Origin of the sequence: Nocardioides astragali (assembly GCF_024436375.1) — a bacterium.
Taxonomy (GTDB): domain Bacteria; phylum Actinomycetota; class Actinomycetes; order Propionibacteriales; family Nocardioidaceae; genus Nocardioides; species Nocardioides astragali.
This window is the reverse complement of sequence record NZ_JAFMZM010000001.1, coordinates 544,580-566,256: the sequence shown is the minus strand read 5'-3', so window position 1 is coordinate 566,256 and position 21,677 is coordinate 544,580. Positions and strand designations below refer to the sequence as shown.

17 protein-coding genes are annotated in these 21,677 nt (G+C 70.2%); 11 read left to right on the top strand and 6 right to left on the bottom strand.

Going from position 1 to position 21,677, the window contains the following annotated elements; translation table 11 throughout:
- Positions 1-93: 93 nt before the first annotated feature.
- From J3P44_RS02865 to J3P44_RS02835, 7 genes are read left to right on the top strand one after another with little or no spacing between them, the layout of a single operon-like run.
- A complete protein-coding gene (locus tag J3P44_RS02865; RefSeq protein WP_255888718.1) occupies positions 94-1,407 on the top strand; it encodes a M24 family metallopeptidase in 1,314 nt (437 codons plus the stop codon).
- Positions 1,404-2,405 (top strand): thiamine pyrophosphate-dependent dehydrogenase E1 component subunit alpha, encoded by a 1,002-nt coding sequence (locus J3P44_RS02860; protein ID WP_255888717.1) that lies wholly within the window; start codon positions 1,404-1,406, stop codon positions 2,403-2,405. The genes J3P44_RS02865 and J3P44_RS02860 overlap by 4 nt, the downstream gene beginning before the upstream one ends.
- A complete protein-coding gene (locus J3P44_RS02855; RefSeq protein WP_255888716.1) occupies positions 2,393-3,388 on the top strand; it encodes an alpha-ketoacid dehydrogenase subunit beta in 996 nt (331 codons plus the stop codon). The genes J3P44_RS02860 and J3P44_RS02855 overlap by 13 nt, the downstream gene beginning before the upstream one ends.
- Positions 3,389-3,432: 44 nt before the next feature.
- Entirely contained in the window at positions 3,433-4,803 is a 1,371-nt protein-coding gene (locus tag J3P44_RS02850) for an amidohydrolase family protein (protein ID WP_255888715.1), read from the top strand.
- 49 nt (positions 4,804-4,852) lie between these two features.
- Positions 4,853-5,749 carry a cupin domain-containing protein gene (locus J3P44_RS02845; protein ID WP_255888714.1) on the top strand — a complete coding sequence of 299 codons (897 nt, stop codon included), beginning with the start codon at positions 4,853-4,855 and terminating at the stop codon, positions 5,747-5,749.
- Positions 5,749-6,441, top strand: a complete 693-nt coding sequence (locus tag J3P44_RS02840; protein WP_255888713.1) for an SDR family oxidoreductase — start codon at positions 5,749-5,751, stop codon at positions 6,439-6,441. Before J3P44_RS02845 ends, J3P44_RS02840 begins: the two co-directional genes overlap by 1 nt.
- Positions 6,438-7,340 carry an NAD(P)-dependent oxidoreductase gene (locus J3P44_RS02835; RefSeq protein ID WP_255888712.1) on the top strand — a complete coding sequence of 301 codons (903 nt, stop codon included), beginning with the start codon at positions 6,438-6,440 and terminating at the stop codon, positions 7,338-7,340. The genes J3P44_RS02840 and J3P44_RS02835 overlap by 4 nt, the downstream gene beginning before the upstream one ends.
- Positions 7,341-7,490: 150 nt before the next feature.
- Here J3P44_RS02835 and J3P44_RS02830 read toward each other — a convergent pair whose 3' ends face one another.
- Positions 7,491-8,141 (bottom strand): TetR/AcrR family transcriptional regulator, encoded by a 651-nt coding sequence (locus J3P44_RS02830; protein WP_255888711.1) that lies wholly within the window; start codon positions 8,139-8,141, stop codon positions 7,491-7,493.
- A gap of 78 nt (positions 8,142-8,219) precedes the next feature.
- Between J3P44_RS02830 and J3P44_RS02825 the strand changes: the two genes are divergently transcribed.
- Positions 8,220-8,777: a YceI family protein gene (locus J3P44_RS02825; RefSeq protein WP_255888710.1), complete on the top strand. Its 558-nt coding sequence runs from the start codon at positions 8,220-8,222 to the stop codon at positions 8,775-8,777.
- Positions 8,778-8,942: 165 nt separating this feature from the next.
- On the opposite strand, the gene J3P44_RS02820 is transcribed toward J3P44_RS02825, so the two are convergent.
- Positions 8,943-10,226, bottom strand: coding sequence for an FAD-binding oxidoreductase (locus J3P44_RS02820; protein ID WP_255888709.1), 1,284 nt, complete (start codon positions 10,224-10,226; stop codon positions 8,943-8,945).
- Positions 10,227-10,320: 94 nt separating this feature from the next.
- Positions 10,321-11,211 (bottom strand): alpha/beta fold hydrolase, encoded by an 891-nt coding sequence (locus tag J3P44_RS02815; RefSeq protein ID WP_255888708.1) that lies wholly within the window; start codon positions 11,209-11,211, stop codon positions 10,321-10,323.
- A 254-nt stretch (positions 11,212-11,465) separates the two neighbouring features.
- On the opposite strand from J3P44_RS02815, the gene J3P44_RS02810 reads away from it, so the two are divergent.
- The 3 genes from J3P44_RS02810 to J3P44_RS02800 all read left to right on the top strand — a co-directional run bounded on the left by J3P44_RS02810 (position 11,466) and on the right by J3P44_RS02800 (position 16,991).
- Positions 11,466-15,680, top strand: a complete 4,215-nt coding sequence (locus J3P44_RS02810) for an nSTAND1 domain-containing NTPase (RefSeq protein ID WP_255888707.1) — start codon at positions 11,466-11,468, stop codon at positions 15,678-15,680.
- 97 nt (positions 15,681-15,777) lie between these two features.
- Positions 15,778-16,392, top strand: a complete 615-nt coding sequence (locus tag J3P44_RS02805) for a ClpP family protease (protein WP_372496458.1) — start codon at positions 15,778-15,780, stop codon at positions 16,390-16,392.
- Complete coding sequence (locus J3P44_RS02800) at positions 16,389-16,991, top strand: ClpP family protease (protein WP_255888706.1); 603 nt, start codon at positions 16,389-16,391, stop codon at positions 16,989-16,991. Before J3P44_RS02805 ends, J3P44_RS02800 begins: the two co-directional genes overlap by 4 nt.
- Positions 16,992-17,016: 25 nt before the next feature.
- Here the strand turns inward: J3P44_RS02800 and J3P44_RS02795 are convergent, their stop codons facing one another.
- From J3P44_RS02795 to J3P44_RS02785, 3 genes are read right to left on the bottom strand one after another with little or no spacing between them, the layout of a single operon-like run.
- On the bottom strand, positions 17,017-17,316 hold the full coding sequence (locus tag J3P44_RS02795) for a helix-turn-helix domain-containing protein (protein ID WP_255888705.1): 300 nt from the start codon (positions 17,314-17,316) through the stop codon (positions 17,017-17,019).
- Positions 17,309-17,998: a class F sortase gene (locus tag J3P44_RS02790; RefSeq protein WP_255888704.1), complete on the bottom strand. Its 690-nt coding sequence runs from the start codon at positions 17,996-17,998 to the stop codon at positions 17,309-17,311. The genes J3P44_RS02795 and J3P44_RS02790 overlap by 8 nt, the downstream gene beginning before the upstream one ends.
- Before the next feature lies 1 nt (position 17,999).
- Positions 18,000-21,344 carry a CLIPPER-2 domain-containing protein gene (locus J3P44_RS02785; protein ID WP_255888703.1) on the bottom strand — a complete coding sequence of 1,115 codons (3,345 nt, stop codon included), beginning with the start codon at positions 21,342-21,344 and terminating at the stop codon, positions 18,000-18,002.
- Between the last annotated feature and the right edge of the window lie 333 nt (positions 21,345-21,677).

Below are 21,677 nucleotides of genomic sequence, written 5' to 3'. Positions count from 1 at the left end.
CGAAAAGGGAGCGCCGCCTCGAGTGTCCAGTGACACTTGACACTCTGGGGAGCCGGGTATTGACTCGGATGACCCGAGAAAGCCGGTGTTGCGATGGCGATTCGCACCTACGGACCCAACGCTGTGGACTGGGAGCAGCGCGTCGATCTCGACCGCCTGCGCACCCAACGGCTGGCCAGGATCCGGGCCGGCCTGGACGGCTCCGACCTCGGCGCCCTGCTCACCTTCGACTTCGCGAACATCCGCTACCTCACCGCCACCCACATCGGCACCTGGGCGATGGACAAGCTGATCCGGTTCGCCGTGCTCCCCCGCGGCGGCGAGCCGGTGCTCTGGGACTTCGGATCGGCCGCGAAGCACCACCAGCTCTTCAACCCGTGGCTCGACGGCACCGAGCGCGCCCGCGCCGGCATCTCCACGCTGCGCGGCGCCTTCCACCCCGACGCCGGCATCGCCCAGGAGGTGGCCCGCAAGGTGGCCACCGTGCTCCGCGAGCACGGCCTCGAGGGCGAGCCTCTCGGCGTCGACCTGCTCGAGATGCCGATCCTGTTCGCCCTCCAGGCCGAGGGCATCGACGTCGTCGACGGCCAACAGGTCTTCCTGGAGGCTCGGCGGATCAAGACCCAGGATGAGATCAGCCTCCTGACCCAGGCCTGCTCGATGGTGGACGCGGCGTACGACGAGCTCTACTCGTTCCTGCGTCCGGGCGTCCGCGAGAACGAGTGCGTCGGCGTGGTGAGCAAGGTGCTCTACGACCTCGGCAGCGAGTACGTCGAGGGCGTGAACGCGATCTCCGGCGAACGCTGCTCCCCGCACCCGCACGTCTACAGCGACCGGATCATCCGACCCGGTGACCCGGCGTTCTTCGACATCCTGCACAGCCATCTCGGTTACCGCACCTGCTACTACCGCTGCTTCTCCGTCGGTTCAGCGTCCCCGGCGATGCGCGATGCCTACACCCGCTGCCGGGAGTACATGGACGCCGCGATCGCCATCGTCAAGCCGGGCACCACCACGGGCGACGTGGTGCGTCTCTGGCCGACCGCGCAGGAGTTCGGATTCCCGGACGAGGAGGCTGCGTTCGCCCTGCAGTACGGCCACGGCGTCGGCCTGTCCATCTGGGAGAAGCCGATCTTCAGCCGGCTGGTCTCGCTCGAGCACCCCGAGGTGCTCGAGGAGGGCATGGTCTTCGCACTCGAGACCTACTGGCCGGCCGGTGACGGCTGGTCGGCCGCGCGGATCGAGGAGGAGGTCGTCGTCACCGCCGACGGATGCGAGGTGATCACCAAGTTCCCCGCCGAGGAGCTCCTGGTCGCCGGCCAGCGCTACTGGACCGTCGATGGGTCACTGCCCACAGTGCGCGACTCGCAGTCGCACCTCAACACCGCGAAGGGCAGGGCCGAATGACCGAGAACACGATCGAGCGAGTCGCCACGTCCACCCTGCTCGACTGGTACGAGCAGATGGCCGTCATCCGCGGCACTGAGAAGGCCGCGCACGACCTCTTCCTGCGCGGGCTGGTCAAGGGCACCACGCACCTGGCCGCGGGGCACGAGGCCGTCGCGGTCGGGACCAGCGCGGCCCTGCGTCCCGACGACTACGTGTTCGCCACCTATCGCGGCCACCACCACGCGATCGCCCGTGGCGCCACGCCAGAGGGCTGCCTGGCCGAGCTGATGCAGAAGGCCACGGGGGTCTGCAAGGCCAAGGGCGGCTCGATGCACCTGACTCAGGCCGACCACGGGATGCTCGGGTCCTACGCCATCGTCGGCGCCCACCTGCCGATGGCCAACGGCGCGGCGTGGTCCGCGAAGCTGCGGGGCACGACGCAGGTCGCCGTCGCGTTCTTCGGCGACGGCGCCACCAACATCGGGGCCTTCCACGAGGCCCTCAACCTGGCGGCCGTCTGGAAGCTGCCGGTGATCTTCGTGTGCGAGAACAACCGCTACATGGAGTACACCCCCATCGCGTCGGTCACCTCCGTCCCCAACCCCGCGGCCGACCGGGCGGCCGCCAACGGCATGCCCGGTGTGCTGGTCGACGGCAACGACGTGGTCGCGGTCCACGACACGATGTCGGTGGCAGTCGAACGCGCGCGCTCGGACAACGGGCCGACGGTCGTCGAGGCGCTGACCTACCGGCACTTCGGGCACAGCCGCACCGACCCGGCGACATACCGACCCCCCGAAGAGGTCGAGGAGTGGATGGCACGCGACCCCTTGACCGTGGCCAGGCAACGCCTGCTCGACTTCGGTGCCAGCCGCGAGGTGGTGGACGCCGCCGACGCGCGCGCCGCCGAGGTTGTGGCAAGCGCCTCCCGCGCGGCGCAGGACGCCCCCGCGGCGGACCCGGCCCAGGCGTTCACGGACGTCTGGGCGGACGGAGGGGCGGCATGGCGGACCTGACCTCCGTTCAGATGACCACATACCGCGACGCGGTCGCCGACGGGATCGCGCGCGAGCTGCGCCGCGACCCGACGGTGGTGTGCATCGGCGAGGACATCGGCAAGGCCGGTGGCGTCTTCAAGACCACGGTCGGGTTGTTCGAGGAGTTCGGGGCCGGTCGCGTGTGGGACACCCCGATCTCGGAGCAGGCGATCATGGGGGCCGCCATGGGGGCTGCCATGACGGGGATGCGCCCGGTCGCGGAGATCATGTTCAGCGACTTCCTCGCCTGCTGCTGGGACTACCTCGCCAACGAGATCCCCAAGGCCCGCTACATGACCGGCGGCCAGCTCACGGTGCCGCTCGTGGTGCGGACCGCCAACGGCGGCGGGCTCGGCTTCGGCGCCCAGCACTCACAGTCGGTCGAGAACTGGGCCCTCACCGTGCCCGGCCTGAAGATCGCGGCACCCTCGACTCCCTCCGACGTCGTCGGCCTGATGGCCTCGGCGATCCGCAGCGACGACCCGGTCGTCTTCTTCGAGCACAAGGGCCTGTTCGCGTCGAAGGGCGAGGCGGCGCCGCCGGGACACGTGGTGCCCCTCGGGGAGGCGCGGGTTGCCCGCGAGGGCAGCGACGTCACCGTCGTTGCCCTGGCCGCGACCGTCCCCCTCGCGCTGGCGGCGGCCGCGGAGCTCGAGGGCGACGGCATCTCGCTCGAGGTGATCGACCTGCGCTGCCTGGTCCCGCTGGACATGGCCACCGTCTTCGGATCCCTGTCGAAGTCGAGCCGGCTGATCGTGGTCGAGGAGAACCCGTACCAGGGCGGGTGGGGCGCCACCGTCGTCTCGATCGTCGCGGACGAGGGCTTCGAGATGCTCGACGCACCCATCCGCCGAGTGGCCAGCGAGAACGTGCCGCTGCCGTTCGCGGACGCCCTCGAGCAACGAGTCATTCCCACCGTCGACAAGCTCGTCGAGGCGGTGCGCCGTCTCATGTCGTACTAACCGACCGTCCGGACCGTCCGGTCGATCAGAAAGGGGTGAGCACCATGGGCAAGATCCTTCTCAAGGGCGGCACCGTCCTGTCGGTCGACCCGGACATCGGGGACCAGACCACCGGCGACGTGCTGATCGAGGACGACAAGATCACTGGCGTCGACGCGAACATCGACGCCGATGCGGAGGTGGTCGACTGCACCGGCAAGATCGTGATCCCGGGCTTCGTCGACAGCCACCGGCACACCTGGGAGGCCGCGATCCGCAACTGCGCGCCGAACGCCACCCTCGACGACTACTTCGTGGAGGTGCTCGACACGTTCGCGCCGCTCTACCGGGCCGAGGACGTCTACGCGAGCAACCTCGCCGGATCCCTGGAGTGCCTCAACGCCGGCATCACGACGCTGGTCGACTGGTCCCACATCAACAACACCCCCGACCACGCCGACGCAGCCATCCAGGGCCTGAAGGAGACCGGGATCCGGGCGCAGTACGCCTACGGCAGCGCCAACACCTCGCTGGAGAAGTACTGGTTCTTCAGCTCCGAGGTGATCCCCGGCGACGACGTACGCCGGGTACGGTCGACGCACGTCCCCGGCGACGACGGGCTGCTCACGATGGCGCTGGCCACCCGGGGGCCCGGGTTCACCCAGGACCAGGTGGTGACGGAGGAGTGGCAGCTCGCCCGCGAGCTCGGCATCCCGATCACGGTGCACGTCGGCATGGGCAGGATGGCCGGGCGGTTCGGCATGGTCGAGCAGCTCGATCGGCTCGGCCTGTTGGGCCCCGACACGACGTACATCCACTGCTGCTACTTCAGCGACCACGAGTGGCAGCGGGTCGCGGACACCGGCGGCACGATCTCCATCGCGGCCCAGGTGGAGACCCAGATGGGGCACGGCTGGCCGCCGATCAACAAGGCCCGGAAGTTCGGGCTCCGGCCCAGTCTGTCCATCGACGTGGTGACGACGGTGCCCGGCGACATGTTCACCCAGATCCGGGCGGGCTTCGGCGCCGAGCGGGCGCGGGTCAATGCCGTCTGCTGGGACCAGGACACGCCCATCCCAGAAGACATGCTGACCGCGAGGGACATGCTCCAGATGGCCACCCTGGACGGCGCGCACGTCGCGGGCCTCGAGGACCGGACAGGTTCGCTCACGCCTGGCAAGCAGGCCGACGTGGTCGTCATCGACGCCACGGCCGTCAACGTGGGGCCGGTCCACGACCCCACGGCCGCGGTCACGCTGTCTGCCGACGTCTCGAACGTCGAGCACGTCCTGGTCGCGGGCAGCTTCGTCAAGCGGGACTTCAAGCTTCTTGCCGACGTGCCCCGGGCGATGTCACTGGTTCAGGACTCCCGGGACCACCTCGTCGCAGCTGCCGAGAAGGCCGCCTCCGAGAAGCAGGAGATGGCCCGCACATGAGGACCCCATGCGAATCCTCGCTTCGCTGCGGCTGGCACATGGAGCCCGCGTGACGACTCACCACCTGGTCCGGCGGGCTGCGGACCTCTCGTGGTCGCCGGCCGCCGGGCCGCTCGGCGGATCGACCGGCCTGGAGCAGTGGTCGGTCGTCGACGCGAGCACGCCCGCGGTGCACACCGGCTTCGGGCTGGGGCGGCTCGCGCCGGGCGGCGCCGTACCCGCGCACGTCCACTCCTACGAGGAGAGCGTGTACGTCATGGACGGGCACCTCGTCATCCAGACTCCGGGCGAGGCGGCTCGGCTCGGGCCCGGCGGCTACGGGCTGATCCCGATCGGCGTACCCCACTCGCTGCGCAACGAGGGAGACGTGGAGACCCGGTTCGTCCGGGTCTCGGTGCCTGTGCCCCGACCCGAGCACGACTTCGACACCCAGCTGGTGCCGGACTTCGGGGAGACCGACGCCGTCGACGCGGACGTCCGCGACCCGCGCACCCGTCGCTACGGCCACATCACCGCGGCACACATGGACCCGAGCCGGCAGTCCCAGGAACTGCTCGAGGTCTCGGCAAGCATGCGCACGGCGCTGCTGGTCTACAGCGGGATCTCGCTGAAGATGATGGTCGACTCCGACCTCGGCGCGGTCCTGTCGTCGATGTTCATGGTGCAGTACGAGCCGCACGGCGCCGCCGGCCTGCATGACCACCCGCTCGAGGAGACCTACCTGATCCTGGACGGGTCGGTGGACGCGACCTTTGACGGTGCGGAGTATCACCTCGAGCCGGGTGACGTTGCCTGGGCCGGCGTCGGGTGCCAGCACAGCTTCCGCAACGGGGACGGGAGCGTGCGCTGGCTCGAGACCCAGGCGCCGCAGCTGCCCCCACGGCACGGCTACCGGTTCGCCCGCGACTGGGACTACCTGCGACAACGACTCGAGGGAGACACGTGATGCGAACCCTGGTGATCGGCGGGACGTCCGGGATCGGGCTCGAGGTGGCGCGCGCTCGCGCCGCGCGAGGCGACGAGGTGGTGCTCACCGGTCGCGACCCGGAGCGTTCGGCCGAGGTGGCCGAGTCGGTCGAGGGGGACGTCGCCGGCGTGGCCGTAGACCTGAACGACACCCACGGCCTGGCCGACGCGCTGGCAGGTGTCGGCACGGTCGACCGGCTGGTGATCGCCGCCATAGAGCGCGACCACAACTCCATCGCCGACTACGACGTGGACCGGGCGACCAAGCTGGCCGTGCTCAAGCTCGTCGGGTATGCCGAGGTGATCCACACCCTGCTGCCACGGATGAACGACGAGTCGTCGGTCGTGCTCTTCGGTGGCCGCGCGAAAGACCGGCCCTACCCAGGCTCGATCACCGTCTCCACCGTCAACGGTGGCGTGGTCGGCCTGGTCACGGCCCTGGCCCTGGAGATGGCGCCGATCCGGGTCAACGCGCTGCATCCTGGCATCGTCGGCGACAGCCCGTTCTGGTCGGGGAAGCCGGCGGATGTGCTGGACGGCTACGTCTCGCGCACGCCGACCCGCCGACTCGCCTCGATGGACGACGTCGTCGACGGCGTCAACTTCCTGCTGGAGAACCGCGGCGTCAACGCAACCAACCTCTACATCGACGGCGGGTGGTTGGTGACATGAGCGACCCGCTGCGCGTCTCGGTCGTCGGCACCGGCCGGATGGGTGCCGCGATGGCGGCTCGCGTCGCCGCCGCCGGCTACCCGCTCACGGTCTGGAATCGGACCCGCTCGACCGCGGAGTCGGTCGCGAGCAAGTGCGGTGGCGATGTCGCCGTCGCGGACACGGCACGCAACGCCGCCCGAGACGCGGACGTGGTGATCGTGTCGCTCGCTGACGACGCGGCGGCGCGTGCGACGTACCGCGGGGAGGACGGTCTGGTCGCCGGGCTGAGGCAAGGGACGGTCGTGGCCGACACCAGCACGGTGGCCCCCGAGACGATCCGCGCGCTCGAGGACGACGTCCGGGCGACCGGTGCGGTGCTCGTGGACACCCCTGTCTCGGGAAGCGTCTCGAGCGTCGAGGGCGGGACGATCCTGGTCATGGCCGGCGGCCAGGCCGACGACGTCGAGCGCGCTCGACCAGCCCTGGAGTCCTTCGCGCAGCGGATCATCCTGCTCGGACCACTCGGATCCGGCTCGATCATGAAGCTGGCCGTGAACGCGATGGTCTTCGGGCTCAACCAGACCCTCGCCGAGGCTCTCGTGCTCGCCGAGAAGGCTGGAGTCCCGCGCGAGCTGGCATACGAGGTGATCGCGAGCAGTGCGGTCGCCGCACCGTTCGTGGGATACAAGCGGGCGGCGTACGAACACCCCGACTCGGCGCCGGTCGCCTTCGCGCTCGACCTCGTCGCCAAGGACCTCGACCTGGCCGCAGACCTTGCCGGCGCCGTTGGCGCCCGCATTCCCCAGCTCGAGACCAACCGCCGCGTGGCCGGGGAAGCCATCGACGCCGGTCTGGGTGCGGCCGACCTGAGCGCCATCGCCCGTCACCTCAGGACCGAGCCGAGGTCACAGTCCTGATCCAGGCTCAGGACTCCACCGCGAGCGCCAACGAGCCAACGAGCCGAGCTACTTCGTCGTGCTAGCGAACAGGACGTGGACACCGGAGTGAAGTTCCCCACGACTGAGCCCTTGGTGGCCAGAGGGCTGCGTGAGTGGGGCGCTGACGCCCTACTTCCGATCGGGTGACCTCTGCCCCAGGACGCCTTCGAGGATCATGCGGGCCAACCATGTCTCGTAGCGTTGCGGGGACCATCCGTAGTCCCTCATCAGCATGTCGGCAACCTGGGGGCTGTAGAGCACGTACAAGGTCGCCGCGGCTTCCTCCGGCTCCAGGCCGAGGCCCTCGGGGCCAGCGAGAAGGGTGGCTGAGCCACGCATCTCGTGGCGCCGGGCGGCCCTGACCGTCTCCATCGTCGCGGCCAGCGCTGGGTCGGATGCCGCTGCCTCTTCCGCCACTCGCGCGATGGGGGCAACGCGTTGGACGATCGTCCGGCTCAGGGCGGCATCGAGCTGTGCGCGTCGGTGCGGGTCGGGCTCGTCGGCGACTGCTCGGGACTCGGCTCTCTCCGTCACTGGCGTGGGGTCGTCGTCGCCGGTGATCGTGGCCTCGATCAGCTGTCGCATGAGCTCGCGCTTGCTTCCGAACGCGGCATACACGGTCTGCACCGCGACCCCTGCTTCGTCGGCGATCGTCTCGATCGTGGTGGCGGCGTACCCGTTGGCGACGAAGAGGGTGAGGGCGGCGCCGAGGATCGACCGGCGGGTCTCGCGTGCCTGCGCGTCGCGGCGAGCGGATGAGTAGGACCTCTTGACAGACATATTGGTGAGAGTAACACTCTAATGAATATATCGGCACTCCAACGAAGCGCTGGCGTGTCATCAGGGAAGAAGGACCCCATGCTCGAACCGCAGCTCCACCCGCAGCCGGCCCCGCAGCTCGACCCGACCAACGTCGTGGCGGCAGGCCACTACCGCATCGACCCGGACAGGTCCCGGGTGCGATATTCGGGCAAGCACATGCTCGGCTTGGGGACCGTTCACGCCACGTTCTCCGTCCGCGAGGGCGCCCTTGACGTCGGAGACGCCGCAGGCGCGCTCACGACGAGCGTCACGGTCGACGCCGCCAGCTTCTGCTCCGACAGCACGAGGCGGGACCGGGACGTCCGATCCGGCAGCTTTCTCGACGTCGAGCACTACCCCGACATCACCTTCGCCTCCGAACGCATGCAGGAGACACCGGGGGAAGGGTGGCTCGTGCCCGGCACCGTGACCGCTCACGGCCGATCGGTACGGGTGGACGTGCAGGTGGACCGAGTCATTGCCACCGGCCAAGAGGTCCTCGTGCACGGCTGGGTCCGGAAGCTCGATCGCACCGGCTTCGGCATCACCGGATCACGGGGACTGGTGGGCCGCTACCTCGACCTGGAGCTCGACGTCGTGGCGACGCCCGACTGACCGGAGTTGCAGAGGCGCGGCGACTCCAGCGCGCCGGTTCCGGATCCCTTCCCCCTGGGCCACGGACCTCCCGCGGAACGCTGGGTGGGCCAAGTTCTGGCTGTAGCCGAAACGCGTTGACCAGGGCCGAAACCGCCTGCCTGACTCGGCTCGCCCCCGCGCCCCTCAGTCCGGTGACACGTTGAAGTTGCGCCGGAAGGTGTTGTCCGGGTCCCAGGTCCGCTTCACGGCGACCAGGCGCTCGCGGGTCTCGCCCGGCCACAGCGCGGCCAGGTCGGCCTCGGTGTCCGAGCCGAGGAACCCGGCGTACGAGCCGATGCCCTGGTCGCCGATGCTGCGCCAGACCGCCTGGGCGGACTCGACCTGCTCGGGAGTCGCGTCCATGGGCAGGAACGCCGCGGACACGACGAGCGCCTCGGCGGAGCGGTGGGCGAACGCCGTGGCGTCGGGCGCGACCCGGCCGAAAGCACCGCCGAGGCTGCGGAGGAAGACCACCCGCCCACCCGTGGCGTAAGCCGACGTGACGGCGGAGACGAGGTCGTCGTCGATCGTCTCGACGAACGTGTTGCCCACGACAGGGAGGATCCCGGCCGGCGGGTGGGCCTCCTCGAGCACGTCGGCGTACGGCTTCTCGGCGACATCGTCGGCGACCACGGTCCCGATCGCGCGGAGCGGATCGATCGCGGCGGGGTCGTCACCGCAGTAGGCGACGAAGAGGATCACTCCGGCCGGGAGGTCGCCGAATCCGGGCATCAGCAGCAGTGTGCTCGTCAGCTCGTCCGGGGCCGTGCTCATCACGGCGGCCCAGCCCTTGATGAGCTGCGGCAGGTCGTCGAGGGCGAACGCGATGCTGCCGAAGTGGATCGTGCCCACGCGCTGCGCCTGGAGCTCGAACGCCGTGACGATGCCGAAGTTGCCGGCGCCACCCCGGATCGCCCAGAACAGGTCCGGGTTCTCCGTCGCGCTGGCTCGTACGACCTCACCGGCGGCGGTGACCACCTCGGCGGCGACGACGCTGTCGATCGTCAGGCCGTGCTTGCGGACCATCCAGCCGATCCCGCCCGCCTGCGTGAGCCCTCCGACCCCGACCGACATCGTGTCACCGGAGGTGATCGCCAGTCCGTGAGGTCGCAGCTGCTCGGCAACGTGGCCCCACGTGGCACCGGCCCCGAGGCGTACGCGGTCGCCGTCGAGGACCTCGACGGTGTCGAGCAGCGAGAGATCAAGCACCGCCCCGTCGTCGATGTTGCCGAAGTTGAGCAGGTTGTGACCGCCGCTTCGAACGGCGAGCGGCAGCCCCTCCTCGCGTGCCAGGCCGATGCTCTCCACCACCTCCTCCGTCGTGCTCGGGCGGAGCACGACGGCAGGAGCAGCGGTGCCGGTGATGGTCGTTCGTGCCGCGTCGTATCCCTCGTCCCCGGGTCGGATGGCGGTCGTCTGCAAGCTCATGGGTCCCCCTCGTGTCGGTTGCGAGGACGACCCTAGAACTTCAGGTGCGGTTGAGCTCAAGCCAATTTCCGTTTGCGAGTGGCCAGACCGGGGATCAGCCGCGCGCCTCGTCGACCACGGCGAGGATCGCGTCGATCACGAGCTGGGGGTCGGCCTCCTCGACCGCGTGGCCGGTCTCGACCACGACCTGCTCCGCTCGCGGGCTCAGCACCAGCCAGCCCCGTTGGCTCTCCACGTTGGCGCGCAGCAGTGGTCGCTCGAAAGGTGGTGCGGCCGCGACCTCCGCCGGGCTGTACCTGTTGCTGATGACGGTCAGCGGGATGGCCCCGATCTCGCGCCGAGCCTCCCACGCGTCCCGCTCCACCTGGAGGTAGTCCCTGCTCTCGACGTTGCCGGGCGCGTCGCACCGGGTCTCGGCCACGAGGTCCGCGGGCGGGTCCGGGAACGGCGGCGGGACCTCGACCAGGACCATGCCGGCCACCTGCGCGGCGTGCTCGACCGCGTAGCCGGCGGCGATGTGGCCGCCACCGGACGTTCCGACGAGCACGTACGGACCGGGGACCTGCCCGGCGCTGAGCACCTGCTCGAGGTCGCCCACCAGCTCCTGGAGGCCGCGGCACCGCGGATCCGGGTCGCTCTGGCCGAGGTTCGCCCGGTCGTAGGCGCAGGTCCTGGTCACGGCAGCGAGGTCGTCGAAGGCGTAGGCGTAGGACTGGCTGGTGTCGTCGTCGCCGCCCTCCAGTATCACCGTGGGTGACCCGGTGCCCGAGCACTGCAGGAAGACCGCGCGCCCGTCGTCGAGGGTGACGGGTCCCGCGAGCTGGTCCGACTCGGCCCGGGCCGAACCCGAAGCGCTCGGCGATGCGGAGTCGCTGGACGGGGCCGAAGCCGAGTCGTCGGGACCATCGTCGGGCGAGTCCGAGCACGCGCTGAGAGCGAGCACGACTGCGACAGCACACAGGACGAGCCTGGACCCAGGGCTCACGTCGGTCCCCGTCGCGAGGTTGGAGCATGTCGGGCTTCCACGGTCGCCCGATCGCCCTCGATGCGCAAGCCCCACGAGAGGTCCCACGCGGTTCATGTCGACTGCTCCGACCCGGTACGCCGGGCGAGCTGCCCAGTGCCGGCTACCGGGTCTTCCAGTCAGTGGTATCCGACTCGAGATCGAGCGGTATCGAGCGGTATCGCGTCGGTATCTCGCGCGTTGACGGGCGGTACCGATCGGCGGAATCTGGACGGATGAGCATCAGGGTGCTCGGCCCGTTGACGGTGGACGGCGCCGACATCAAGGGCCGACGCGACCGCATCGTGCTGGCGGTCCTGGCCTGTCGACTGGGGCAGCCCGTGCCCATCGACACGGTGGCCGATGCGGTCTGGAGCGACGAGCCGCCACCCTCCGCGGCCAAGAACCTCCAGGGGTGCGTGGTTCGGCTGCGCCGGCTCCTCGGCGCCGGAGCCATCGCCACGACGTCGCTCGGCTACTCGCTCGAAGTTCCGCCCGACGACGTGGACGTCTGGCAGTTCGAGCGCCTGGTGACGCGAGCCCGGGAGCTGCTCGCGCTGAGCGAGCCCGACCGGGCGTCGTACCAGCTGGGCGAGGCGCTCGCTCTCTGGCGCGGGCGACCGTTCCTCGACCTGGAGTCGTGGCCGCCGGCTGCACCGGAGGTGCGCCGGCTCGTCGAGCTTCGGCTCGAGGCCGAGGAGCTGAGGGCCCAGGGCGAGCTTGCCGCGGGGCGCGTCGGCGAGGTGCTTGCGGGGTGCCAGACACTGGTGCGCGAGGCCCCGCTGCGCGAACAGCGATGGGCGCTCCTGGCGCGCGCGCAGTACCAGTCGGGACAACAGGCCGCGGCGTTGCGCACGATCCACCAGCTCAAGGCGATCCTCTCCGAGCAGCTGGGCATCGACCCGAGCCGGGACGTGATGGCCCTGGAGCAGGCGGTGCTGCAGCAGGATCCCAGCCTGGTGGTGCCGGAACAAATGGGCGAGGTTCTCGCCGCATGCCCGTGGCAGGGCCTGCGTGCCTACGACGTCGAGGATGCCGACTGGTTCTTCGGTCGTGAGCGGGAGGTGGCAGCCTGCCTGGAGATCCTGCGGACGCAGCGCCTGCTGGCGCTGGCCGGACCGTCCGGATCGGGTAAGTCGTCACTGCTCCGCGCGGGGGTCGGATCGGCGCTTCGGGCTCGGGGGCACCGTCTGGTCACTCTCACCCCCGGAGCTCGACCGATGGAGGCAGTGAGTGTCCTGCGCGGGGGGGACCCGCAGACCGTGCTCCTGGTCGACCAGGCCGAGGAGGTCTTCACCCTCTGCTCCGACGAGCAGGAGCGACGCACCTTCCTCGACTCCCTCGTAGACGAGGCCGAGCGGCGCACCGTCGTGGTCGCCCTCCGCGCCGACCGGCTCTCCGACGTCGCGCTGCACTCCTCGTTCAGCCGTCTGCTGGAACGCGGGCTCTACCTGGTCGGGGGACTGGACGAGGACGGGCTCCGGGCCACCATCGAGACTCCCGCACGGCAGGCGGGCCTCCTGGTCGAGCCCGGACTCGTCGACCTGCTGGTCGCCGAGGTCGTGCGTGATCCAGGTGCCCTCCCGCTGCTGTCCCACGCGCTGCTCGAGACCTGGCAGCGCCGGGAGGGTCGTACGCTCACCACCGCTGGCTACCGGGACTCCGGTGGCATCCAGGGCGCCGTCGCGAAGTCGGCGGAACAGCTGTACGCGGCCCTTGACCCCGACGATCGCCCGCACCTGCGCGACGTGATGCTGCGTCTGGTCATCCCCGACGAGGAGGGTGACCCGGTGCGGGCCAAGGTTCCGCGACGATTGCTGGACCGTGAGGAGGGCCGCGACGAGTTGGTCGAGCGCCTCGTCGAGGCCCGCCTCGTCACCAGTGACCAGGGCGTGCTGGCGATCAGCCACGAAGCCCTCGCCCGCGCCTGGCCACGACTGCGCTCCTGGCTCGACGACGACATCGATGGCCAGCGGATCCTGCACCATCTCGCGGCCACCGCGGACGGTTGGGACACGCTGGGGCGACCGGACACCGAGCTCTACCGCGGCGTGAGGCTGGCCCGTGCTTTGGGCTGGAAGGACCAGCATGGCGCCTCACTGAATCCGGTCGAGACCGATTTCCTCGAGGCCTCCCGTGAGGCTGAGGAAGTCGCCGAGCGGTCTGCCGCTGCGCACGCCAGGCGACAAACCGTCCTGATCAGGCGCTTGCGGCTGGTCCTCGGCGGCGCCGTGGTGCTCCTGGTGCTGGCCCTCGTCGCCGGCGGGTTCGCCGCGGTGCAGTCGGACCGGGCTGGTCGCAATGCGGCGGAGGCGCGACAAGCAGTCGTGTCGGCCGATGCGCGGCGGATCGGCGCTCGAGCCCAGCTCGCCGACGACATCAGCCTCTCGCTCCTGCTCGCGATAGCGGGAGTGCGGCTCGACGACTCCCCCGAGACCCGGACCAACCTGCTCGCCGCACTGGCCGAGCGCCCCCACCTGGTGCGATCCGCTCCGGCCGGTGGCGACTATCTCGAGGTGATGGCCGTCAGCCCCGACGGCCGGTGGATCGCAGCCTCCGACGACAGCAACCGCATGCATCTGTACGACGCCTCCACCAACGAGGTGGTGCGCACCTATGACGGCGCTCAGCTCCCGGAGGGCACCGCGTCCATGCTTCCGGCGTTCAGCCCCGACGGCCGGCAGCTCGCGGTCTCCACGTACGCCGAGTCGACGGAACCGGTGCGGCTGCTGGACACGAGCACGATGCAACCGGCTGCCAAGAAGCTCGCCGCCCTTCCAGGAGGCGAACCGGTTTATGGCGGCGATGTCCAGTTCAGCGCCGATGGCCGCTACCTGGCGGCCACCGTGCTGACCGACACCACGGGCCGCGGTGTGGTCTGGGACCTGCGCTCGCCCTCGAAACCGCCGGCGCTCGTGCCGGTCGGACCTGTGGACTGGGGCGTTGCGCTCAGCCCGGACGGGCAGACCATGTACACCCCCTGGCCGTTGACGGCGTACGACGTGGCGACCGGACGGCCGATCTGGCGCCGCAACGACGTGACGTCGTACCTCGTCCTCGACGTGAACGCTGCTGGGACCAGGCTCGCACTGGAGGATCGCGCGACCGACAAGGACGGGTTGCTGGTGGACGCGGCCACGGGCCGGACGGTCGCCAGGTTGCGTGGGCACCAGCAAGGGATCCGCGACCTCCGGTTCTCATGGGACGGCTCGCTCGTGGGCACTGCCTCCCACGACGGCGAGGTCATCGTCTGGAACGTCCGCAGCGGCAAGCCGATGGCACGCTGGGACACCTTCGAACAGTCCTGGAGCATCGGCTTCAGCCCGGACGGTGGGCTCGTCTACGCCGGCGGCGACGACGCGATGCTCCGCACCTGGGACCTGGCCGTCGATGACACCTACCTGCGACGGACTGCCCGCATCACAGACGCCGATGGCTTCGCCCATGCCGACGTAGCCCCCGATGGCGGCCGAGTGGCGTACCGCTGGCTCGACGACAAGGACAAGGGGTGGGTCAGGTTCGTGGACACGGCCACCGGGGCTGCCACGCCTCCGACCCCGCTTCCGGTGTACGAGGGAGAGTGGTCGCCCGGCGTCTGGCATCCCGACGGGGAGACGTACGTCAGCCATGGATGCGACGAGCCATGTGCCGAGGCGGGGACGCTGACAGTGACCGATCCCACCACTGGCAAGGCTCTCAACGAACGCCACGTGTTCGACGGCGAGATCTACTCACTGACCTACGTCGACGGGGATCGAAGCCTGCTGGCGGGTGACTCGGAGGGCAGGACCCATATCTTCGACGCGGAGACCTTGCGCCCGCGTGGCGACCCACTCGACGTCCCTTCGGACTGCTGCGCCACGTCGCTCGGCGACGGCAGCACGGCGCTCCTCTACGACGACTCCGATGACGGTGCCTCCGAGCGCTGGCGGGTCATCGACCTGGGCAATGGCGACGTCCTCTCCGACGGCGACCTGGACCTGCGTGCCTACACGTCGGTCGCTTCCCCGGACGGCTCGACCGTGGCCGTCGCCGGGCAGACCGGCGAGCTCGTCACCATCGACGTCTCGAGCGGAGAGCAGCGGCAGGGTTCCACCGGCCTGGCCTCTGAGGTGCTGTGGCTGAGGTACTCCGGGGACGGTGCCCGACTGGTCTCCGGCGCCGCGGACGGCGGCGTCAGCCTGTGGGACGCCAGGACGCTTGATCTGCTGGGCACGGTGTACCCACCCAACGAGGGAGACGCAGTCCCGGCGGGCGTGCAGTTCATCGGCGACAGCCACGCCGTGGTGATCGCGTCGTACGACGGGCGGGTCTACACCTGGGAGACCGACCCCGGACGAGCCCTCGACTTCGCGTGCCAGATGGCCGGCCGGAACCTGACCGAGGAGGAGTGGGCGGAGTTCCTGCCCGAGCAGGCATACCGAAAGGTCTGTCCCGGGCTCCGGAACTAGCGGCCTCAAGGTCAGCCGTAGGCCACTCCGCTGTCAGCGGGTCTGCTGGAAGCAGAGAGCCATGGTGTGCGGCCGACGGCCGCGTCACGCTGTGGACATGAGCATGAATGCAACCTCTGAGCGCATCGAGGACGAGCTCGTCCGGCGACTGATGCATGAACGGATCATCGTGCTGGGCGAGGAGCTGCAGGAGCACAACGGCAACCGGCTGATGCAACAGCTCCTGCTGCTCTCTGCCGAGGACCCACGGGCGGACATCAACCTGTGGATCAACTCCCCCGGCGGCTCCGTCTCCGCGATGCTGGCGATCCACGACATCATGGAGCTCATCCCCAACGACGTGAGCACGCTCGCGATGGGCATGGCCGCCAGCGCGGGACAGTTCCTGCTGTCGGCCGGCACTCCCGGGAAGCGGTACGCACTGCCGCACGCTCGGGTCCTGCTGCACCAGGGCTCGGCCGGCATCGGCGGCACGGCGGTGGACGTCGAGATCCAGGCCGAGGACCTGCGGCGCACCCGCGACACCGTGCTCGGCCTGATCTCGGCGCACACCGGACAGGACCTGGACACGGTCGAGCAGGACTCCCGCCGCGACCGCTGGTTCAGCGCCGAGCAGGCGCTCGACTACGGGTTCGTGGACCACATCATCAGCAGCGTCGACCACGTCACCCCGGGGCGACAGCACGCCATCGGTCTGGCAGGGGTGCGATGAGCACCTACACGATCCCCTACGTCATCCAGCAGACGCCGCGGGGCGAGCGCACCCTGGACCTCTACTCCCGCCTGCTGTCGGAGCGCATCATCTACCTCGGCACGGAGATCGATGACGGCGTCGCCAACGCCGTCATCGCGCAGCTGCTCCACCTGGCCTCGGAGAACCCGGACCTCCCGATCAGCCTCTACATCAACTCCCCGGGCGGGTCCATCTCGGCGATGCTGGCGGTGTACGACGCCATGCAGTTCGTGCGGCCGAAGGTTGAGACGGTCTGCGTGGGCGAGGCGGCCTGGACCGCGGCCGTGCTCCTGGCCGGCGGCGCCCCGGGCAGCAGGGCCATCCTCCCGCACGGTCGGGTGGTGCTCCACCAGCCGGCGACGCAGGGTCGCGGCACCATCCCGGACCTCATCCTGGAGGCCGACGAGGTGGCGCGGGTGCGCCTGCTGCTCGAGGAGATCCTCGCCGAGCACACCGGGCGTACGCCGGAGCAGATCCGGCAGGACACCGACCGCACCCTGGTGCTGCCCGGCTCGGCGGCCGTCGACTACGGGATCGTCGACACCGTCCTGCGCGAGCAGCCCTCGGCGTTCGGCTGAGTCACGCGGCCACTCAGGCGGCCAGTCAGGCGGCCAGGCAGAGGGTCTCGGACCGGTTCACCCGGCCAGCGAGCTCGCGGACGCCCAGGTCCAGCGCCCCGGCGATGGCCTGGAGCATCTCCGAGGAGGGGTCCTTCAGACCACGCTCGATCTCCGACAGGTACTGCATCGAGACCCCGGCGCGCTCGGCCACGTCCACCAGTCGCTCACCACGGTCCCGTCGTTCCCGATGGAGCTCGTGGCCGATCAGCTCGCGCCACAGGGGGGCCGGGGCCTCGGCGGGCTGGACGGCGTCACGGTCGGGGAACGGCAGGATCTCACCCATGCAGCGACGGTAGCGATCCGAGCCCACGGCTTCCACGGCTTCCGCTCAGAGCAGAATGCGGGTCCGGCACGGCGTACCAGATGGTGCGGTGGGACCAGTCCCCCGGGCCGCGGCGCCTGCCCGAGCAGACCAGGATGGCCACCCGCGGCGGCCCGGTCGTGGCGTAGAAGCCCGACACGGAGCCATCCGCCGGGACCTGGACCCGGCGGGCCACGCGGTAGCACAGCCGCTCGCCGCCGGCGCCCGACAGCTCGAGCTGGGCGCCCGCGCGCAACCGGGCCAGCAGCAGGTTGCCCAAGGCCGGCACGTGCGACCCGCCGCGCGGGTAGGTGTGCGCGGTGAGGCGGACGACACCTTCAGCATCGCCCGGACGGACACCCGCCGCCTTGTCCCAGGCGAGCTGCCACTTGCCCCGCTCGGTGAGCGGTGGCGGCCGGGGAACGCCGTGCTGGTCCTGGCCCTGGGCCAGGACCTTCGTCGACCCGACGACGCCGGCGACGGAAAGTGTGGTCGGGCGGAACCCGCTATCGACCTCGGCACACGGCACGCCCCGCTCGGCCGCGCCCACCTGCGCGGACGCGACCGACGGGGCCGTGCCGGACGCCGCAAGCGCGACGCCCAGCACGACCGCGGGGACCAGGGCGACACGGATGCTCCTGAAGAGCCGCCCTGCGGGTGTCATCTCAGAACAGTCCGCCACGCTCGAGGCGGAACCCGGTCGAGGGCAGCTGCGCAGGCGCCACCGTGATGGCCGCCTTGCCGCGGTTGTTGGACCGGATGGACTCCCCGGCGACCTCGACCTTGGCGACGTTCACCACGCGACCCAGTGCTGCCTTGGTCGCCATCGCGACCACGAACACCGCGGACGCCTTGCGGTCGGCGCCCAGCCCCTGCTTGCGCACGCACTTCACGGTGTCCGAGGCCTTGCGGACCTGGCACTTCCACCCCTTGCCATCGGCCGAGACGAGCTCGAGTCCGTCGGGCAGCGGGTCGGTCAGCTTGATCGGACCCCGCGCCGTGCCGAGGCCCTTGTTGGAGACCTGGAGCCGATAGCGCACGGTGCCTCCGACCTTGGCATGAGCGTCACCGACCGCACGCTTGTCCAGCACCAGGTCGAACGGCTCGTCCTCGGTGGGCGTGGGCGTGGGCGCGACAGCGGTCACCGTGATCGTCAGCGTGGAGCGGGCTGTGCTGCCGTTGCTGTCCGTCACCTGGTAGTCCACCGGCGTGGCCTGGCCGGTGAATCCCGGCTCGGGGTCGAAGGTCACGGCCCCCGTCACCGGGTCGATCGTGTAGACGCCCTGACCGGGCACCTGCAGGGTGCGTCCCCCGTTGGTGGCGTGGGGCGAGGTGAAGACCACCGTGGCGGGATTCCAGCTGCCGGGCGTCCCGTCGGCCCGCGGGCCGGGGGTGTCGTTGGGCAGCAGCGGAACCGTGATGTTGGTGTCCTGGGGCGTCGTCCCGGTGTCGGGCTGGGCCTTCGGACCGGTGCGCACGGTTACGGTCAGCACCGCCGTGTCGGTGGTGCCGTTCTCGTCGGTGATCTCGTACTCCACTGCTGGCGTGGTCCCGACATAGCCCGGCGCCGGCGTGAAGGTCACCGTGCCGTTGGGGTTGACCTGCCAGGTGCCCTCCGGGGTCACGAGCGTCTTCCCGCCGTTGGTGGCGGCGGAGCTGGTGAACACCGTCGCTGAAGGAACCAGCGGAGCCGACGGATCGCCCGCCGCGTCGTCGGTCACTGCCGGCAGCGTCACCGGAGTGTTGAACGGCGTGCTCGCGGTGTCGTCGTTGGCCAGCGGAGCCACCGGCGCCACCGTGATGGTGATCGTCGAACGTGCGTCGTTGCCGTTGGAGTCGGTGACGTCGTACGTCACCGCCGTCGCGACGCCGGTGAACAGCGGCTCGGGGTCGAAGGTGACCTCGCCGGTGACCGGGTCGATCGTGTAGACGCCCTCACCGGGCACCGTCAGCGTCTTGCCCTCGTTGGTCACCGTGCCCGGGTTCGGACCGACCGGGAACACCACCGAGGACTCGTCCCAGCTGCCGTCCGAGCCGTCGACCAGCATCCCGGGGGTGTCGTTGGTCAGCGGGTCCACCGTCACGTCGACGTCCTGCGGCGTCGCGTCGGTGTCCGGCGCGGCCGACGGACCCGGCCGGACCGTGACGACGAGGTCAGCGGTGTCGGTGCTGCCGTCTTCGTCGGTGATCTCGTACTCCACGGGCGGGGTGGTGCCGGTGTAGCCGGGCGCCGGGGTGAAGGTCACCGTGCCGCCCGGGTTGACCTGCCAGGTGCCCTCAGCGGTCACCTGGGTCTTCCCATCGTTGGTCGCGTCCGGACTGGTGAAGACGGTCGCCGTCGGGTCCAGGGGTGCGGTGGTCCCTGCGGTGTCGTCAGCCACGGCCGGCAGCGTCACCGGGGTGTCGAACGGCGTGTTTGCCTCATCGTCGTTCGCCACCGGCAGGTCGGTGTACTCGGCGGTCGCCGTCGCGGGTGGCGAGTCCACAGGCGGCAGTCCGGTGCTGGCCGGCGGCGTGCCGGTGGCCGTGGCGGTGTTGGTCTTGTCCGCACCGGCCGCGACATCGGCATCAGTGATGGTGTAGGTCGCGGTGCAGTTGGTGGACTGGCCAGCGGGCAGGGTCTCCCCCTGGGCGAAAGGTGCACAGACCGGGGTGGACAGGCCGGGCATCGGGTCGTCGATCGCCAGGTCGCTCAGCGCCGCGTTTCCTGAGTTGGACACCGCGAAGGAGTAGGTCAGGGTCTCCCCCGCAGTCGTGAACCGCATCGGGTCCACGGTCTTGGTCAGGTCGATCTCCGGCAGGACCGGGTCGTTGGTGAACGTGCACGTGATGGCCAGGCCGCCCGTGGTCGGAGCGGTGAACGTGCCGCTGGAACCAGTCCCCTGGTCGATCAGCGTGCCGCTCTGGTTGCGGCACTCCCACGAGCTCGTGTAGGCGTCGAGGTCGGTCGTCCCGCTGGCCGACTCGGAGATCTCATAGGTCCGGTCGGGGAAGATGATGGCCGGTCCGGCCACCTCGGGGGCGGTGTTCTGCAGACCCGTGTCGGTGCCCGTCGTCGTTCCCGCCGGGAAGCTGGTGGTGCCGTCAGCGGCCGGACGCATGGCGGTGACCGTGAACTGGTCGGTCGCGGCGCGACGTCCCGTGACGTTCTTCTTCACCGTCAGGCTGCTGGGCGCTTCGGCGCACGATGCGAGGTCGCTGCTGCTCACCCCGCCGCCGAGGACCAGGTCATTGCCCGTCAGGGTGCCCGTGACCGGGTTGACCTGGCGGACCAGCGTCGACTGGCCGACGTAGAGGAAGCCGTCGCTGCCGAAGGCGATGCCGTTGACGGCCGAGCCGCCGAGTCCGCCGGCGCCTGCCAGTCGGGTGGCCGTGCCGTTGGTCGGCGCCGGGCCGCCGAGCGAGTACAGCGCGAACTCGCTGGTGGAGGAGGCGACGTAGTAGAGGTTGCCGGCCGGGTCGAACGTGATGTCGCCGTTCGTGCCACCCGTGGGCTGGTTGGGGGTGGCGATCGTGGCGACCGGGACGTTCGACGCGGTGCCGGTGGCCGGGTCGAAGGAGTACAGGAGCAGGTTGCTGCCTGAGTAGCCGCCGTAGTAGTAGAGCCCGTTGGCGGGGTTGATCGCACCAGCGATGCTGCTGCCCGAAATTCCCGGCCCCGCGAAGTCGGTGCGCACCTCAGTGCCGAGGACGTACCTGACGATCTGGTCCGACGTCCGGTCCGTGTTGATGACCTGGGTCCCACCAGCGCCGATGCCCAGCTGGTTGGCATCGGTGGTGTCCCCGGTGGTCGGGTCGTAGATGGAGGTGGTGCTGAGGCTGCCGTCCAGGCCCAGCCGCAGAACCCTGCCACCGGCGGTCGAGTTGTCGGTCAGGTAGAGAGCGCCCGTGCAGTCCAGAGCGGGCGCTGCGGCCGCGGGTGATGCGACGCCGACGACAGTGACGAGGCCGGCGGACAGGGCCACCGCGGCGGTGAGCACCGCCCGACCGGCCAGAGAGGCGGTGCGCATGGGCACGCCCGGTGGACGGGTGATCGATCCGAGATTCATTGAGTTGTTCCCCCAGGTTGTGGTGTGCGCGCGGGCGTCACATGCCCACGCCGGAGCAAACGTAAGTCAAGGCTTCCCTTACGTGGCCACCTCGCCCAGAGTCGCAACCTAAGGATGAGGACCCACCCTTCGATGGAACGTGGCCCGCAGGCTCCGCACGATCTCCACGCCCTGCGGAGCGCCGTGGCTCCGCCGGGTGCGGGACGACGCGAATCGCTGACGGCCGGCTGTCGATCCGGTGGGTGCTCGTCCGTCAGAGTGGTGACGGGCCGCACCGGGCGGCCTCACCGGAGG

What these genes read in the sequence shown, in the direction of transcription:
- J3P44_RS02810 (WP_255888707.1), top strand. Translation starts at nt 11,466, where the DNA reads ATGAGCATCAGGGTGCTCGGCCCGTTGACGGTGGACGGCGCCGACATC.
- J3P44_RS02830 (WP_255888711.1), bottom strand. Translation starts at nt 8,141, where the DNA reads ATGTCTGTCAAGAGGTCCTACTCATCCGCTCGCCGCGACGCGCAGGCA.
- J3P44_RS02825 (WP_255888710.1), top strand. Translation starts at nt 8,220, where the DNA reads ATGCTCGAACCGCAGCTCCACCCGCAGCCGGCCCCGCAGCTCGACCCG.
- J3P44_RS02805 (WP_372496458.1), top strand. Translation starts at nt 15,778, where the DNA reads ATGAGCATGAATGCAACCTCTGAGCGCATCGAGGACGAGCTCGTCCGG.
- J3P44_RS02850 (WP_255888715.1), top strand. Translation starts at nt 3,433, where the DNA reads ATGGGCAAGATCCTTCTCAAGGGCGGCACCGTCCTGTCGGTCGACCCG.
- J3P44_RS02790 (WP_255888704.1), bottom strand. Translation starts at nt 17,998, where the DNA reads ATGACACCCGCAGGGCGGCTCTTCAGGAGCATCCGTGTCGCCCTGGTC.
- J3P44_RS02840 (WP_255888713.1), top strand. Translation starts at nt 5,749, where the DNA reads ATGCGAACCCTGGTGATCGGCGGGACGTCCGGGATCGGGCTCGAGGTG.
- J3P44_RS02855 (WP_255888716.1), top strand. Translation starts at nt 2,393, where the DNA reads ATGGCGGACCTGACCTCCGTTCAGATGACCACATACCGCGACGCGGTC.
- J3P44_RS02820 (WP_255888709.1), bottom strand. Translation starts at nt 10,226, where the DNA reads ATGAGCTTGCAGACGACCGCCATCCGACCCGGGGACGAGGGATACGAC.
- J3P44_RS02795 (WP_255888705.1), bottom strand. Translation starts at nt 17,316, where the DNA reads ATGGGTGAGATCCTGCCGTTCCCCGACCGTGACGCCGTCCAGCCCGCC.
- J3P44_RS02800 (WP_255888706.1), top strand. Translation starts at nt 16,389, where the DNA reads ATGAGCACCTACACGATCCCCTACGTCATCCAGCAGACGCCGCGGGGC.
- J3P44_RS02785 (WP_255888703.1), bottom strand. Translation starts at nt 21,344, where the DNA reads ATGCGCACCGCCTCTCTGGCCGGTCGGGCGGTGCTCACCGCCGCGGTG.
- J3P44_RS02835 (WP_255888712.1), top strand. Translation starts at nt 6,438, where the DNA reads ATGAGCGACCCGCTGCGCGTCTCGGTCGTCGGCACCGGCCGGATGGGT.
- J3P44_RS02865 (WP_255888718.1), top strand. Translation starts at nt 94, where the DNA reads ATGGCGATTCGCACCTACGGACCCAACGCTGTGGACTGGGAGCAGCGC.
- J3P44_RS02860 (WP_255888717.1), top strand. Translation starts at nt 1,404, where the DNA reads ATGACCGAGAACACGATCGAGCGAGTCGCCACGTCCACCCTGCTCGAC.